The 14,687-nt window shown below is 70.8% G+C and carries 13 protein-coding genes; 6 read left to right on the forward strand and 7 right to left on the reverse strand.

Annotation, left to right across the window (positions count from 1 at the left end):
- Positions 1-43 precede the first annotated feature (43 nt).
- Positions 44-1,153 (forward strand): tRNA dihydrouridine synthase DusB, encoded by a 1,110-nt coding sequence (gene dusB, locus ACFOY2_RS19450; RefSeq protein WP_379529465.1) that lies wholly within the window; start codon positions 44-46, stop codon positions 1,151-1,153.
- A 56-nt stretch (positions 1,154-1,209) separates the two neighbouring features.
- On the opposite strand, the gene ACFOY2_RS19455 is transcribed toward dusB, so the two are convergent.
- Entirely contained in the window at positions 1,210-1,989 is a 780-nt protein-coding gene (locus ACFOY2_RS19455) for a phytanoyl-CoA dioxygenase family protein (protein ID WP_379529466.1), read from the reverse strand.
- Between the two features lie 41 nt (positions 1,990-2,030).
- Here ACFOY2_RS19455 and ACFOY2_RS19460 point away from each other — a divergent pair, with 41 nt between their 5' ends.
- The gene (locus ACFOY2_RS19460) at positions 2,031-3,101 is read left to right on the forward strand and encodes a helix-turn-helix domain-containing protein (protein ID WP_379529467.1); all 1,071 of its coding nucleotides are present in this window, start codon (positions 2,031-2,033) and stop codon (positions 3,099-3,101) included.
- 243 nt (positions 3,102-3,344) lie between these two features.
- Here the strand turns inward: ACFOY2_RS19460 and ACFOY2_RS19465 are convergent, their stop codons facing one another.
- Positions 3,345-3,839: a DUF2087 domain-containing protein gene (locus ACFOY2_RS19465; RefSeq protein ID WP_449290137.1), complete on the reverse strand. Its 495-nt coding sequence runs from the start codon at positions 3,837-3,839 to the stop codon at positions 3,345-3,347.
- A gap of 17 nt (positions 3,840-3,856) precedes the next feature.
- Between ACFOY2_RS19465 and ACFOY2_RS19470 the strand changes: the two genes are divergently transcribed.
- Positions 3,857-4,420, forward strand: a complete 564-nt coding sequence (locus ACFOY2_RS19470) for a hypothetical protein (protein WP_379529469.1) — start codon at positions 3,857-3,859, stop codon at positions 4,418-4,420.
- 160 nt (positions 4,421-4,580) lie between these two features.
- Here the strand turns inward: ACFOY2_RS19470 and ACFOY2_RS19475 are convergent, their stop codons facing one another.
- The 3 genes from ACFOY2_RS19475 to ACFOY2_RS19485 are packed head-to-tail and all read right to left on the reverse strand — an operon-like array spanning position 4,581 to position 8,918.
- Entirely contained in the window at positions 4,581-7,079 is a 2,499-nt protein-coding gene (locus tag ACFOY2_RS19475) for a DEAD/DEAH box helicase (protein ID WP_379529470.1), read from the reverse strand.
- Between the two features lie 44 nt (positions 7,080-7,123).
- Complete coding sequence (locus ACFOY2_RS19480) at positions 7,124-7,621, reverse strand: GNAT family N-acetyltransferase (RefSeq protein ID WP_379529471.1); 498 nt, start codon at positions 7,619-7,621, stop codon at positions 7,124-7,126.
- Between the two features lie 25 nt (positions 7,622-7,646).
- Positions 7,647-8,918: an acyltransferase family protein gene (locus tag ACFOY2_RS19485; protein ID WP_379529472.1), complete on the reverse strand. Its 1,272-nt coding sequence runs from the start codon at positions 8,916-8,918 to the stop codon at positions 7,647-7,649.
- Between the two features lie 200 nt (positions 8,919-9,118).
- Here ACFOY2_RS19485 and ACFOY2_RS19490 point away from each other — a divergent pair, with 200 nt between their 5' ends.
- Both ACFOY2_RS19490 and ACFOY2_RS19495 read left to right on the forward strand, forming a co-directional pair.
- Positions 9,119-10,354, forward strand: a complete 1,236-nt coding sequence (locus ACFOY2_RS19490; protein WP_379529473.1) for a sensor histidine kinase — start codon at positions 9,119-9,121, stop codon at positions 10,352-10,354.
- Positions 10,345-10,992 (forward strand): response regulator transcription factor, encoded by a 648-nt coding sequence (locus ACFOY2_RS19495; RefSeq protein ID WP_357815992.1) that lies wholly within the window; start codon positions 10,345-10,347, stop codon positions 10,990-10,992. Before ACFOY2_RS19490 ends, ACFOY2_RS19495 begins: the two co-directional genes overlap by 10 nt.
- Positions 10,993-11,121: 129 nt before the next feature.
- On the opposite strand, the gene mihF is transcribed toward ACFOY2_RS19495, so the two are convergent.
- Complete coding sequence (gene mihF, locus ACFOY2_RS19500; RefSeq protein WP_043641121.1) at positions 11,122-11,427, reverse strand: integration host factor, actinobacterial type; 306 nt, start codon at positions 11,425-11,427, stop codon at positions 11,122-11,124.
- Between the two features lie 491 nt (positions 11,428-11,918).
- Positions 11,919-13,181: an ROK family protein gene (locus ACFOY2_RS19505; protein ID WP_379529474.1), complete on the reverse strand. Its 1,263-nt coding sequence runs from the start codon at positions 13,179-13,181 to the stop codon at positions 11,919-11,921.
- A gap of 23 nt (positions 13,182-13,204) precedes the next feature.
- Between ACFOY2_RS19505 and ACFOY2_RS19510 the strand changes: the two genes are divergently transcribed.
- Positions 13,205-14,548, forward strand: a complete 1,344-nt coding sequence (locus ACFOY2_RS19510) for an MFS transporter (RefSeq protein WP_379529475.1) — start codon at positions 13,205-13,207, stop codon at positions 14,546-14,548.
- The last annotated feature ends 139 nt before the right edge of the window (positions 14,549-14,687 follow it).

Here is a 14,687-nt window from a genome sequence, read left to right on the forward strand (position 1 = left end):
GCGAAATACCGGTTGCGGCCTGACCTGCGCTACAACTGGTCGGGTGAAGATTGGGCCGATTGGGGTGTGGCCGCCGGTGGTGCTCGCGCCGATGGCGGGTATTACGAACGCGCCGTTCCGTGTGCTCTGCCGCGAGCAGGGCGCGGGGCTGTTCGTGTGCGAGATGATCACGACGCGCGCGCTGGTCGAGCGCAATCCCAAGACGCTGCGGATGATCAGGTTCGCGGAGTCGGAACGACCCAGGAGCATCCAGCTCTACGGGGTCGACCCCGACATCGTGGGGCGCGCGGTCGAGATGATCATCGAGGAGGACCTGGCCGATCACGTCGATCTCAACTTCGGCTGCCCGGTGCCCAAGGTCACCAGGCGCGGGGGCGGGTCCGCGCTGCCGTACAAGCGCAATCTGCTGCGGCGGATCCTGCGGCAGGCGGTCGCGAACGCCGGGCCGCTGCCCGTGACGATGAAGATGCGCAAGGGCATTGACGACGATCACCTGACATTTCTGGACGCGGGGCGGATCGCGGCCGAGGAGGGCGTCGCCGCCGTGGCGCTGCACGCGCGTACGGCCAAGCAGCACTATGGCGGCGTGGCCGACTGGGAGGCCATCGCGCGGCTGAAGGAGGCCGTCCCGGAGATCCCCGTGCTGGGCAACGGCGACATCTGGTGCGCCGACGACGCCGTCAGGATGGTCGCGCGGACCGGATGCGACGGCGTGGTCGTGGGGCGGGGCTGTCTGGGGCGGCCGTGGTTGTTCAAGGACCTGGAGAACGCCTTCAACGGCAGCTCGGAACGGGCCCGGCCGACGCTCGGCGAGGTGGCCGGGGTGATGGCCAGGCACGCAGAAGGGCTGACGGAGTGCTTCGACATCGAGCGCTACGCGGTGGCCGATTTCCGCAAGCACGTCGGGTGGTATCTGAAGGGGTTCACGGTCGGGAGTGAGCTGCGGCGGGAGCTGGCCACGGCCGAGTCCCTCGACGGGTTGCGCGAGGGGCTGGCGAAGCTGGAGCACGATCAGCCGTGGCCGCCGAACACGGACACGCCTCGCGGGAAGTCCGGGGAGCGGTCCAAGGTGCTGCTGCCTGATGGGTGGCTCGACGATCCGTGGGATTGCGTGGTGCCGGACGAGGCAGAGTCGGATATATCCGGCGGCTGAGTGGCTGGGCAACCCAGGTGCCGGTGGGCTTGGTGCGGTCGGGGTTGTGGTGGGGGTCAGTGCGGGCCGGTGATCTCGGTGCCGCACGGGCCGCCGCCCACGGCAGGCTCCAGGACGATGCGCTCGCCGGACATCGTCATCGTCGGGTAGTACTCGGCGATCCGCTCCGCGGAGCGTCCCACGTAATGGCAGATGAAGCTGCGCCTGAACCGGTCGGACGTGCTGTTCGGCTCCGAGCCGTGCACCAGACTGCCGTTGAAGAACAGCACGTCACCGGGGTTCATGTCGACGGGCGCCCGCTTCAGGCCGGGCGGCGGTGGCACGTACTCGCGGGTAAAGGAGACGTCCTGGTCGGCGTCCTCGGGGCAGAACAGGTCCATCAGGTGCGTCCCGGGCACGACTTCGAGGCCGCCGTTGGCCCGGTCGACACGGTCGAGCGCGATCCAGGCGGCCACGCACGTGCCCGGTTCGACCCGGAGGTAGAAGTTGTCCTGGTGCAGCGCCTGGCCCCTGGCGCCCGGCGGCTTGAAGTAGAACATGCTCTGGGCTGCTATCGGCTCCTCGCCGAGAAGGTCGCGGAGTATGGCGGCGATGCGGGTGTCGAGCAGGTACCGCAGAGCCAGGTCGTTCACCAGGTGCGGATGCATGATCCGCGGGTATTCGCGCAGGATGTCGTACGGCTGGCCGGGCTCCTGCGGCTGCGGCGCGAAGTGCCCGGGGATCGGGCCACGGGCGTGCAGCGCCATGAACTCGTCGCGCAGTCCGGCCACCTCTTCGGGTGCGAGGAGAGCGGGCACCAGCAGGTACCCCTGTTCGTGGAAGTCATCGAGCCTCATGTCTTCCACGCTAGGCGGCGCACTCGTGGGACGGTATGCCTGTGACCGCTGAGAACATGTCCGTTCCTGCTGCCGAGCTGACGATCGTGGGCCACTACGACAAGGCCCCCGGGTACGTCACGCGCCGCCCCACCGGCTCGCCGAGCTGGCTGCTGCTGTGGACGGAGGCGGGAGAGGGAGCAGTCTCGCAGGGCGGGACGGCGTTCACCGTGCGCGCGGGCGACCTGGCCGTGCTCGCCTCCGGGGTGGCCCAGCACTATCGGGCCGGGGCGCGTGGGTGGCGGTTCTGGTGGGTGCACTTCCAGCCGCGCCCGTCCTGGCTGGCGTGGCTCGGGCCCTACGCGGGGGACGACGGCTGCCACCTGGTGGCGGGCGTGCCGCAGGGCGTGCGCGAGCGCATCGGCCTGGCCTTCGAACGCGCCCTCGCCGACGCCCGCTGGGCACCCGGTACACCCCTCCCGCCGGTGACGTCCAGGGGTGCGGCGTCAGCGGACCACGTCTCTGGACCGGCGCCCTCGGCGGTGGGGCGGGCGTCCCCGGGGAGTGTCGTGCCCGGAAGCGGCGTGGCGGAGGGCGGCGTACCCGGAAGCGGTGTGGCGGAGGGTGAGGTGGCGGAGGTCACCACAGCGGTCGGGTTCGCGGTGGGGCGTGGGTTTCGTGCTGAGGTGCGGGTGCCGGCCGTTGTCGTCGCCGGGGCCGCGCGGGAGCTGGTCATGGGGGCAGTTGAGGAGGTGCTGGTGCTGGCCACCGCGTCCGCGCGCCCCGAGGGGGCCGAGGAGGGGGATCAGCGGGTACGCCGCGCGCTCGCGATCATCGCCGCCTCGCCCGGTGCGCCGCATTCGGTGGCCTCGCTCGCCCGCGCCGTGGCGCTCTCGCCCTCCCGCTTCGCCCACCTGTTCGCCGAGGAGACCGGCCAGGCCCCGATGCGGGCGGTGCGCCAGGCCCGGGTACGCCACGCGGCCGGGCTCCTGGAGGTGACGGACCTGGACGTCGGGCAGGTGGCGGCGGCCTCCGGCTTCGTCAGCCCGTTCCACTTCAGCCGGGCCTTCAGCCGGGAGTACGGGCTGCCGCCCCGCGACTACCGAGCCCGCCTCCGCCCGCCCGGTGGTTGACGCGACCTCCGGTGGGCCAGGGTCTCGGCATGCATCCGGTTCCATCGCCCGCACGTCCCGCCAATGTCGGTGGCCTGGTCGTCACCGTGCGTGAGCTCCCGTAGGTGATCGTGCCCGAGCCCCGGCAGCGGCGATTGCCGGTCCGGCGGGGGACGGGAACGATCACCCCTCGGTTCGACGCGCGCAGGCCGATCATCGGATCCGCCGGCGCGGAAGATCGTCGCAGTCTTTTCCGGGCAGGGCTCAGATCTCCACGTGGCCGCCGCTGCGCCAGTAGACGTTGTCCTTGCGCGACAGCAGCCCTTCGTCCACCAGGTAGCGTCGCAGCGCCGCGTAGTCGTCGTGGAAGGCCCGCAGCGCCACGTTCACGTCCTTCTCCGGGTAGCGCACGCCCGGCTCGAAGACCATCACGATGTAGCGCAGCACGATGAGGCGCTTGTCGCGCTTCATCCCCATCGTGGTCAGCCGCCCGTCGACCAGGAACGTGCGCAGCACGCGCTCGTCGGCGCTCAGCGTCTCGGCTGGTTCGGCGTGTGCCCGGAGCAGTTCCCTGAACTTTTCTGGCGTGGCCCGCCATTTGCCGTTTTCGCCGCATTCGGCCAGGCCGCCGCTGGCCAGTCGGTGCAGCGTCTTGGGGGAGTGCCCGTCGGTGACGCCGAGGACCAGGGCGGCGAAGCTCTTCAACGTGTCGTCCTGGGAGAGCAGCCCAAAAACGCGCCTGATTTCGTCGTCGCTCACCCGTACCATTTTGTCCTATGATCACAGCTCTTGTGGTGGCGGCCGCGCTTGCCATCCCCGGCAACTTCCTGCTGTACGAGAAGGCTGCGGCGAAGAAGGACGACAACCCGGAGACGAGTTGGTCGGCGAGTGGCAAGACGTCGGCCAAGTTCGTCGTCAACCCGTGCCAGAAGGCCGGGCTCGGCCAGGCCGGGCGCAGGCAGGCCAGGACGCTGATCTACACGGCGGTGCCGGACTACGCCAAGGTGGAGCAGGTGATTCTCTACTCCTCGCCGGCGGCGGCCGGCAAGGCCCTGCGTGACCTGGAGGCGGCCGTACGCGCCTGCTCGCGTTCCGGCTACCGCTTCTCCGCCTCCGCGGTGAGCCTCGGCGACAAGGCGCTGGCGATCACCGGCCAGGCCTACCAGGGCCGCAAGCCGGCCGTCGGGGGAGACCGGTCCATCGTGACCCGCCGCGCGAACGCGCTGCTCCTGTACGGCATCGCCGGCGAGTGGGGCAAGCCCGCCAAGGCCGATTTCCAGCAGCAGACGAAGGACACCAAGCGGATGCTCGCGAAAATCTGCACCATCGCGAACTGCTGATTTCAGGAAATGTCTCGATCTCGGGACATGGTCATGACCTGTTCCTGACCATTTCGACCGGACACTGAATCGACAAGCCTGTGCCGGGACGCCCTTGCCAGTCCGTTCCGGCACAGGGCTTGTCACATCCCCGCGGACATCCCGGTCGCGAACCGCCGCTCTAAAGCCGGTTGAGGCCGATCACGTGCAGGACCGCGCGGCCCTCCTCATCGGAGCCGGCCAGATCGACCTGGGCGTCGATGCCCCAGTCGCCGTCGCCGGCCGGATCCTTGATCGTCTGGCGGACCTTCCAGAGCCCGCTCTCCTCCTCGATCCGCAGCAGCGCGGGCCCGCGCGCGTCGGCGTTCGTGAAGATCTCCTCGTGCTCGTCGTAGTACGCGTCCAGCGCCGCGCCCCAGTCGACGTCGGGGGCGAGCTCCTCCAGCTCGTCCTCCTTCTCGATGGCGCAGAGCTCGACCAGCCGGAACATCGCGTTGCGCACCAGCACCCGAAAGGCCCGCGTGTTGGCCGTGACGGGCCGGACCTTGGTCTCCAGCTGCTCCTGCCGCTCCAGCGCCTCGGCCGGGTTGGTCAGCTTCTCCCACTCGTCGATCAGCGAGGAGTCGACCTGGCGGACCAGCTCGCCGAGCCACTCGATCAGGTCGACCAGGTCGTCGGTCTTCAGGTGCTCGGGCACCGTACGCGACAGCGTGCGGTAGGCGTCGGCCAGGTAACGCAGCACCGTGCCCTCGGAGCGGGCCAGCTCGTAGACCTGGATGTACTCGCTGAAGGTCATGGCCCGCTCGAACATGTCGCGCACCACGGACTTGGGGCTGACCGTGTAGTCGCCCACCCACGGGTGGCCGTGCCGGTAGGTCTCGTAGGCCCCGAGCAGCAGGTCCTGGAGCGGCATCGGGTACATGACCTCGGCGAGCTGCTCCATGCGCTCTTCGTACTCGATGCCGTCGGCCTTCATCTGCGCGACGGCCTCGCCACGCGCCTTCTTGAGCTGGGCCGACAGGATCTGGCGCGGGTCGTCGAGGATGGACTCGACGATCGAGACCAGGTCGAGCGCGTACGCCGGCGACTCACGGTCGAGCAGGTCGAAGGCGGCCAGCGCGAACGTCGACAGCGCCTGGTTGAGCGCGAAGTCCTCCTGCAGCTCGATCGTCAGGCTGGCCCGCCGCCCCTGCTCGTCGGGCTCGGCGAACTGCCGCACGATGCCGCCGGCCAGCAGCGACCGGTAGATCGCGATGGCCTGGCTGATGTGCCGACGCTGCCATTTGCGGTCTTCGTGGTTGTCGGTCAGCAGGTGCTTCATCGCCTGGAAGCAGTCGCCAGGACGGTTGATGACCGCCAGCAGCATGGCGTTGCTGACCTTGAAACGCGAGTTGAGCGGCTCGGGCTCGGCCTCCTGCAGCTTCTGGAAGGTGTCCTCGCTCCAGCCCACGAACCCCTCCGGCGGCTTCTTGCGCGCGTAACCGCGCCGCCGCTTGGGGTCGTCGCCGATCTTGGCCAGCGCCTTGGCGTTCTCGATGTCGTGCTCGGGGGCCTGGCAGGCGACGTAGCCGATCGTGTCGAAGCCCGCCCGGCCGGCCCGGCCGGCGATCTGGTGGAACTCGCGGGCGCGCAGGCGGCGCACCTTGTTGCCGTCGTACTTCGACAGGGCCGTGAACAGCACCGTGCGGATCGGCACGTTGACGCCGACGCCGAGGGTGTCGGTGCCGCAGATGACCTTCAGCAGGCCCGCCTGGGCCAGGCGCTCGACCAGGCGGCGGTATTTCGGCAACATCCCGGCGTGGTGCACGCCGATGCCGTGGCGGACGAGCCGGGACAGCGCCCGGCCGAACCGGGTCGTGAAGCGGAAACCGCCGATCATCGCGGCGATCGCCTCTTTCTCCGCCTTGGTCGCCATGTTGATCGACATCAGCGCCTGGGCCCGCTCCATCGCCGCGGCCTGCGTGAAGTGCACGACGTAGACCGGCGCCTGGCCGGTGCTGAGCATCTCCTCCAGCGACTCGTGCAGCGGCGTCATCCGGTAGGAGTAGACCAGCGGCACGGGCCGCTCGGCGTGCTTGACCACGGACGTCGGCCGCCCGGTGCGCCTGGTCAGGTCACGCTCGAACATCGACACGTCGCCGAGCGTGGCCGACATCAGGATGAACTGCACGTCGGGCAGCTCAAGCAGCGGCACCTGCCACGCCCAGCCTCGGTCGGGCTCGGCGTAGAAGTGGAACTCGTCCATCACCACCTGGCCGATGTCGGCGGCGGCGCCGTCGCGCAGCGCCACGTTGGCCAGGATCTCGGCGGTGCAGCAGATGATCGGCGCGCCCGGGTTGACGCTCGCGTCGCCGGTCATCATGCCGACGTTCTCGGTACCGAAGATCGCGCACAGGTCGAAGAACTTCTCCGACACCAGTGCCTTGATCGGCGCGGTGTAGAAGGTGCGCATGTCACGCGTCAGCGCCGTGAAGTGGGCGCCCGCGGCCACCAGCGACTTGCCCGAGCCCGTCGGCGTGGCCAGGATCAGGTTGCTGCCGGAGACGACCTCGATGAGGGCCTCCTCCTGGGCGGGATAGAGGGTGAGCCCCCGTTCGGCGTTCCAGGCCACGAACGCGTCGAAGATGGCGTCCGGCTCGGCGTCGATCTCTTGGGGCAGGCGGTCAACGAGAAGGCTCACGTATCTATCCTGCCGAAGTTTGCCGTGTGGTCGAACCGGGGGGCCTATCTCAGATCGAGCTGGAGCAGCACTGTGTCGATCCAGCGCCCCTGTTTGAACCCCACCGCCTTCAGCCGTCCGGCCTCCTCGAACCCGAACGCCGTGTGCAGCCGCGCCGACGCCGGGTCGCCCGAGTCGGCGATCACCGCGATGAGCTGCCGGGCCGAGATCTCGCCCGCCCGCGTGATCAGCTCGCCGAGCAGTTTGCGCCCGAGCCCGCGCCCCGTCATCCCCGGCGCCAGGTAGATCGTGTCCTCCAGCGTGTGCCGGTAGGCGGGCTTGGGACGGTACTGGGCGAGGTAGGCGTACCCGGCGACCTGGCCGTCCACCTCGGCCACAAGGAACGGCAGGCCCGCCCCCGCGAGGCCCGCCGCCTTGTCCCGCCATTCCCGAAGGCCCGGCGGAGTCTCGTCGAACGTGGCCAGACTGCCGGTCACGTAATGGGCGTAGATGTCGGATACGGCGGGCAGGTCGGCGTCGGCCAGATCACGGATTTTCGTCATGAGGCCACATTCTCCTGAACGGCACTTACGTCCGCGTTCTGGGGCCGGTCAACAGCAGCCCGCCGACCAGCGCCAGCACCGCGATGAACGGCCATCCGCCGGGCGCGAACCCGCCGACCGTCAGCGTCAGCACCCCGGCGCCGACCAGCGCGGACGCGGCCAGCGTGCCGCCCCACCCGGTCGTCCCGTACGGCAGCGCGGGCGGCGTCTCGAACCTGGCGAACCACTTCACCAGCGGCCACATGACCAGGCACAGCAGCCCGAACCAGAGCGGCCACCCGGCCAGCCAGAACGCGCTGCCCGGCACCGGCGTGTCGATGCCCAGCAGGACGACCACCACCCCGGTCACCGCGAACAGGGCCGGCATGTGCCACAGGTACACGGTCATGATCCGCGACCCCGCCCAGGCCAGCAGCCGCTCGGACGGCAGCCGCACCAGCCACGGCCGCAGCAGCGCCGCCAGGCCGATCTGCCCGAAGGACACGGCGAGCATGGCCAGGGTGGGCGGGGCCATGTTCGAGATCTCGGCGCCCGGCAGGCCGATCATGCTGCCCGGGTAGGGGCCGAAGGCCACCAGCAGCGCCGCCGTCCCGAACCCGGCGACCGCCATCAGCGCGGGAAGCCGCAGCCTGCCCTCGGCGTAGAAGAAGCCGAGCTGGTGCACGGTCAGCCAGACGAACACGATGTTCAGGTAACCGACGGCGTCGAACCCGGTGGAGAAACGCGCCACGTCCGTCAGCACCGCCCCGGCGGCCAGCGCCGCGGAGACGAGCGCGCCGTAGCGTTCGTGCAGGCGCAGCGCGTACGGGGTGGCCGTGACGGCGATCAGGTACACCGCGAGGAACCACAGGAGCTGCCCGGTCAGCTGCGTCCCCACCTGAAGGGGCTGCTCGGGCACGCCGAGCGTGAGCAGTATGTGGGGCAGCGGCAGCCACACCGCCGCCAGCGGGAGCAGCGGCCAGGCCAGGCGCCGCAGCCGGGTCGCGATCCAGCGCCGCGGGTCGGCGGCCCTGCCGGCACTGATCGCGTTCGCCGCGCCGCCCGCGAAGAACACCAGCGGCATCACCTGGCTGATCCATGTGACCACCCACACGCCCGGCGTGGCCAGCGCGTTGCCCGTCGTCAGCCGGACGCCGTCATAGGAGATCACCGGGATCGTCCAGTGCTGCAGGACGATGAGCGCCATGCCGAACACACGCAGCAGGTCGATGAAGGGATCCCGCGCGGCCCGGCGCGCGGCCGCCGTGCGGCGCGGCGCAGGGGTCGCGCCAATGGGACGGTCCAGCAAGACGGTCATCAGGAAGCCTCGTTTTTCGCGGGGGGAGCGGATGATTCAAGGCTTCCGTCCCGGGGGGCGTCGCACATTGCCGTGGACCACCGTCTTGAGCGGGGTGAGGCACCACCTCGCGTGGTAGGGCTGGCCCTACCCCCGTACACCGGCGCACAGGCTCGTTCCGCCAGCGGCCAGGCCATACCTTTGATGCCATGCGCTCCCGGATGAGGCGTGTCCTCCTCGACTCCCGCTACACGCTCGTCGGCTTCCCGACGACCATCATCGGCTTCGTTCTCATGATCGCGGGCTTCGCCGCGGGCGTGGGCACCGCGGTCGTGTGGATCGGCGTGCCGCTGCTGGCCGGCACCCTGATGGTCGCGCGCGGCTTCGCCGACGCCGAGCGCGGGTGGCTGTCGCGGGTGCTGGACCGGCCGCCCGTGCGCCCCCGTTACAAGCAGCCGCCGCCCGGCGCGGGCCGCATGCGCCGGCTGGTCAACCCGCTGACCAGCGGGCAGTCCTGGCTCGACCTGCTGCACGGCGTGCTCAACCTGCCGTTCGCGATCATCTCGTTCGTGCTCACGGTCGTGTTCTGGGCGCTCCCGCTGGCCGGGCTGACCTGGCCGGTGTACGGCTTCTTCACCATGCGCATCCCCGGCAGCGTCGAGCTGCCCGAACTGCTCGGCCTGGGCGACAGCTACTTGGTCAACTCGACCTTCTACTTCGGCATCGGCCTGATCTTCCTGCTGCTCATGCCGCTCACCATCCGCGTCTCCGCGCTGACCAGGGCCATGCTCGGACGGGGGCTGCTGACCGGCGTGGCCGAGCTGCAGGAGCGCATCGACGACCTGGCCCAGGGCCGCGCCGCGGCCGTGTCCGCCGAGGCCAACGCGCTGCGCAAGCTCGAACGCGACATCCACGACGGGCCGCAGCAGCGCCTGGTCTCGCTGGCCATGGAGCTGTCCAGGGCGCAGCGGCAGATGACCAAGGACCCCGACGGGGCGCAGGCCACGCTCACGTCCGCCATCAGCGCCACCCGCGAGACGCTCGACGAACTGCGCGCGCTCTCGCGCGGCATCGCCCCGCCGATCCTGTCCGACCGCGGCCTGGCGCCCGCGCTGGCCGCCCTGGCCGGGCGCTGCACCGTCCCCGTCGACCTGGACGTGCAGACCGTCGAGCGCTACCAGGCGGCCGTCGAGAACGCGATCTACTTCGTCTGCGCCGAGACCCTCACGAACGTGGCCAAGCACAGCCGGGCGACCGTCTGCACCATCCAGCTCACCCGGATCGGCGACGTCCTCATGCTCACGATCGGGGATGATGGTGTCGGCGGCGCGCACGTCGCCAAGGGACATGGCCTGGCCGGGCTGGCCGACCGGCTCCGCGCCGTCGACGGGGAGCTGACCGTGCGGTCGCCCGACGGCGGGCCCACATTGATCGTGGCGGAGGTTCCGTGCGGGTAGTCGTGGCCGATGACGCGGTGCTGATCAGGGAGGGCCTGGTCAGGTTGCTGGAGGAGTTCGGCTGCGAGGTGGTGGCGACCGTCGGCGACGGCGACGCTCTCGTCGAGGCCATCGCCGAGCACAGACCGGACGTGTCGGTGGTCGACGTGCGCATGCCGCCGTCGTTCACCGACGAGGGCCTGAAGGCGGCCGTCGAGGCCCGGCGTAGGGTGCCGGGCGCGCCCGTGCTGATCCTGTCGCAGTACGTCGAGGTCTCCTACGCCGACGACCTGCTGGCCGACGCCCGTGGCTCGGTCGGCTACCTGCTGAAGGACCGCGTCGTCGACGTGGACGAGTTCTTGGAGGGCCTGCGGCGGGTGGCCGCGGGCGGCACCGTGTTCGATCCGCAGGTGGTGTCCCAGTTGATGGTGCGCAGGCGAAAGGACGACCCGCTCGCACAGCTCACGCCGCGCGAGCGCGAGGTGCTGGGGTTGATGGCCGAGGGGAAGTCGAATCCGGCCATCGGGCGGCAGCTCGTGATCAGTGACGGAGCCGTCGAGAAGCACATCAGGAGCATCTTCAACAAGCTCGGTCTCTACGCGGATGACAGTGACCAGCATCGCCGGGTGCTCGCCGTACTGACCTATCTGCGTTCCTGACCGTTCTGACCCCTCAGCGTGGCCCCGCCGGGTCGAGCGGGGGCGGCTCCGCTCTCCGGCCCCTCCTGGCCTGTTGAGGGGTCGCTGGCCGGTCCGCGCGCCGCTGCGCGCGGACCTGGCCGCTCGGGTTTAGCCGAGCGCGTCGACCAGCTTCTTGCGCTGCTGGGCGCCCAGGCCGCCGAGGCGGCGCTTCTCGTCGACGCCCGCCTCCTCCATCAGCGCGGTGGCCTTGGCCGGACCGACGCCCTTGACGGCGCGCAGCGCCTGAGACACCTTGATCTTCTTCGCGATGTCGTCGTCACGCTCCAGCAACTGGGCGAAGGTCAGCTCGCCGGCCTTGACCTTCGCGAGCAGGGCCGTGCGGGCGGCGCGGGCCTCGGCGGCCTTGGCCAGAGCCGCCTGACGCTGCTCGGGGGTGAGAGTGGGAAGTGCCATTCTGTTCTCTCCTCGGGGAGTTACGTTCGGGATTTCGTTTCCCGTGGTGCAGTGGCTAATCATGGCGGATACCAGCGGTGCTTGTTGCGGAAAGCGCCCGCTCAACGCGTTCTTCGCCTCGACTCGGCCCCTCTGGGGTGGGTCCGGGCCTGCGCGGGCGTGCCCCGGGGGAGCAAGGCGACGCGTGCCATGCGCACTTTCCCCACCGTAGCCCCCGAAGCCCGACATGCCACCGCCGAACCGGATAAATCGGGCACCGGCCTCCGGCTTGCGGCGGCGGGACTCGCGGCGAGCCTCCGCACCCACTCTGAGCTGGGAATACGCTAATCGCCCGAGTGTCGCCGCGACTCCTCGGGCGACCCGCTCGGGTGGGTGGGCGTGCCTGTTCTGGACGCCCGGACCATGATTCTTTCGTGTGCCGGGCCCTCCACGCCAACCGCGGCACCGAGGGGCCCGGCGAGAACTCCTGAGGGTGCCCTGCGCCGGGGTGGTTATACGGGGTTTTTCCTGCTTGGCGTGGAATGCGTCACATTCTGCTGGTCGGGCGTGTCGCGACCCTGGTCAGGGGGGTTCTCGCGCCACCGGTCGAGCCCCTCGGGGGTGAGGAAGGCGTCGAAGACCGACTCCATCGCCCCGAGGAGCGAACCGCGCCAGCCCAGAGCCGAGCCCTCGATCCTGGGCGGGTGGTCGCGGCGGATCTCCATGAGGCCCGGTTCGCAGGATCGCCACAGCGCCCGTCCCGCCCGCTCGTACACCTCCGGGCCATGGCCCGACAGCGTCACGACCTCCGGGTCGTGGGCGTTCACCAGGGCGGCGATGCCGCGTCCCAGCGCCCTGGCGGTCTCCGCGACCGCCGCCTCGCTGGTGGCCAGCACGTGCTCGGCCTGCTCGCGGCCCCTGCCGCCGCCGTAGGCCAGGCCCACGTGGCGCAGGAGGGCGTTCGCGCCGACGTCCATGCCCCAGCAGCCGACCGCGCCGCACAGGCAGGGTCTGTCGCCTCCGGTGAGCGGCATGTGCCCGAACTCGGCGCCGGTGCCGCCCGCGCCGGACAGCGGGCGGCCGTCGACGACCAGGACGCCGCCCAGGTCGAAGTCGACGTGCAGGTGCAGGCCCACCCGCACGCCCTGCAGGCGGCCCCGCCGGGCTTCTGCCAGCGCCGCGAACGCGGTGTCGTTGCCGACCACCACCGTCACCGGGCCGTTGACGCGGTCGCCCGCCGTGACAGGGGCGGGGAGGCCGAGAAGGCGGGGGACGTTCACCGAGCGCCAGCCCAGGTGGGCGATGTCCACCAGACCGCCGTGGCGGATCGGGCCCGCCAGGGCCACCCCGACCCCGATGACGCGGTGCCGGAAGCGTTCCACGCAGGCCGCGATGGCCTCGCCCAGGGGGCCGAGCGCGCCCTCGGGAGTGCCGTCGTGCGGCCGCACCTCGATGACGGTGGTCCGGCCGCCGAGCTCGCAGGCCGCCAGCTCCCAGGCGTCCTCGCGAACGTCCACCGCCAGTGCCAGCGGCCCGCGCGGATGCGGACCCGGCACCTGCGTGGGCCGCCCGCGCACGTGCTCGGGGGCGGGCTCCTCGTGCAGCAACTCGTCCTCGGCCAGCCCGGCGACCAGCACGGAGGCCGTTCCTCTGGCCAGACGCAGGTCGCGGGTCAGTTGCGACCTGGTACGGGTGGCTCCGCAGTCGTGCACGGCGCGCAGCAGCCGTACCCGGTTGTGCGCGCGTAGTTCGCCACTGGTCGTAGCACCATTCACGGACCACAGCTTATGCTCTAGCCGTGAACAAAAGCCTCACTGATGCCAGACGGGCTCGTGTCGGAGTTTTCGGATTCTTCTTCCTCGCCGGTTTTGTCATGGGTCTGTGGGCGGCCGGGCTGCCGTCGCTGAACGACCGGCTCGACCTCGGCTTCGCCAAGCTGGGCACCGTCCTGCTGCTGATCTCCGGCGGGGCCCTGGTGTCGATGCTGCTGGCCGGGCATCTCGTGGACCGCTTCTCCAGCCGCCGGGTCTGCTGGATCGCCGGGCCGTTCTCCGGGCTGGTGCTGCTCGGGCCCGCGCTCGCGCCGTCATACGAGATCCTGGCGGTCCTCGCGGTGGTGTTCGGGATCGGGCTCGGCGTCACCGAGGTCGCCATGAACGCCCACTCCGTCGAGGTCGAACGCCGCTACGGACGGCCGATCATCTCGGCCTTCCACGGCACGTGGAGCCTCGGCGGCGCCGCCGGAGGCGGGCTCACCTCGCTCGTCCTGCAGAGGGGGCTGGACCCGCAGGCGCTGCTGATCGCGGCCGCGCTGGTGGTGCCGTTCCTGTACGTGCCCGCCGCCCGGCTGCTGCTTCCCGACCCGCCCGCGCACGACTCCGCCGAGTCCGGCTCCGGGGAGACGGGCTCGCTGCGCTGGGGGCTCATCGCGCTGCTCGGGCTGGCCGCGTTCGCCGGGCACCTGAGCGAAGGGGCGGCCATCGACTGGGCGGCGCTGCACGCCCGTTCGGTGCTGCTGACCGACCCCGCCCTGGCGCCGCTGGCCTACACGATCTTCTCGGTGGCCATGACGACCGTGCGGCTGCTGGGGGACCCGATCAGGAGCCGTCTCGGGTCCGTGCGCACCATCCAGTTCGCCGGGCTGTTCGCCACCACCGGGTACGTCCTGGTGCTCGCCTCCCCCTCGGTGGGGGAGTCGCTGCGGGTGGTCTGCGCGTGGACCGGGTGGGCGCTGACCGGCGTGGGGCTGGCCACGGTGGTGCCGGTGCTGTTCAGCGCGGTGGGCGCGGCCGGCGGGCGCGTCGGGCGGGCGCTGGCCATGGTGACGGCGTTCGGGTACAGCGGGCTGCTGCTGGGGCCGGCCGTGCTGGGGTACGTGGCGGAGTCGTCGTCGCTGCCGATCGCGCTGATCATCCCGGCCGTCCTGGCCGCCGTCGTCACCCTCGCCGGCGCCCCCGCCATCCGCGCCCTCCTCCGCCTGTCACCCACCCCCGGCTCCCTTTCCGAGGCTGAGCGCGCACGTGCTTCGGACCCGGCGCCTGCTTCGGGAGCCGTACCTCCTTCCGGGGCCGCCCCTGGTGGCGCACCCGAGGGTCTGCGTGCTTCCGACCGGGGGCCTGAGCCCGAACCGGCCCGCGACTGACTGAGCCGCTGCCTCTTCGGGGTGGGACGGTACGTGGGAGGCCGGCCGGCCGGCCACGTCGCCAACCCGTCCAGGGCGGTTCGGTAAAGGGGTGGGTTTGCCGGGAATTGCCCTGACCTGGCGTTATGCGATCGTGACT

Origin of the sequence: Nonomuraea purpurea (assembly GCF_042650645.1) — a bacterium.
Lineage (GTDB): Bacteria > Actinomycetota > Actinomycetes > Streptosporangiales > Streptosporangiaceae > Nonomuraea > Nonomuraea purpurea.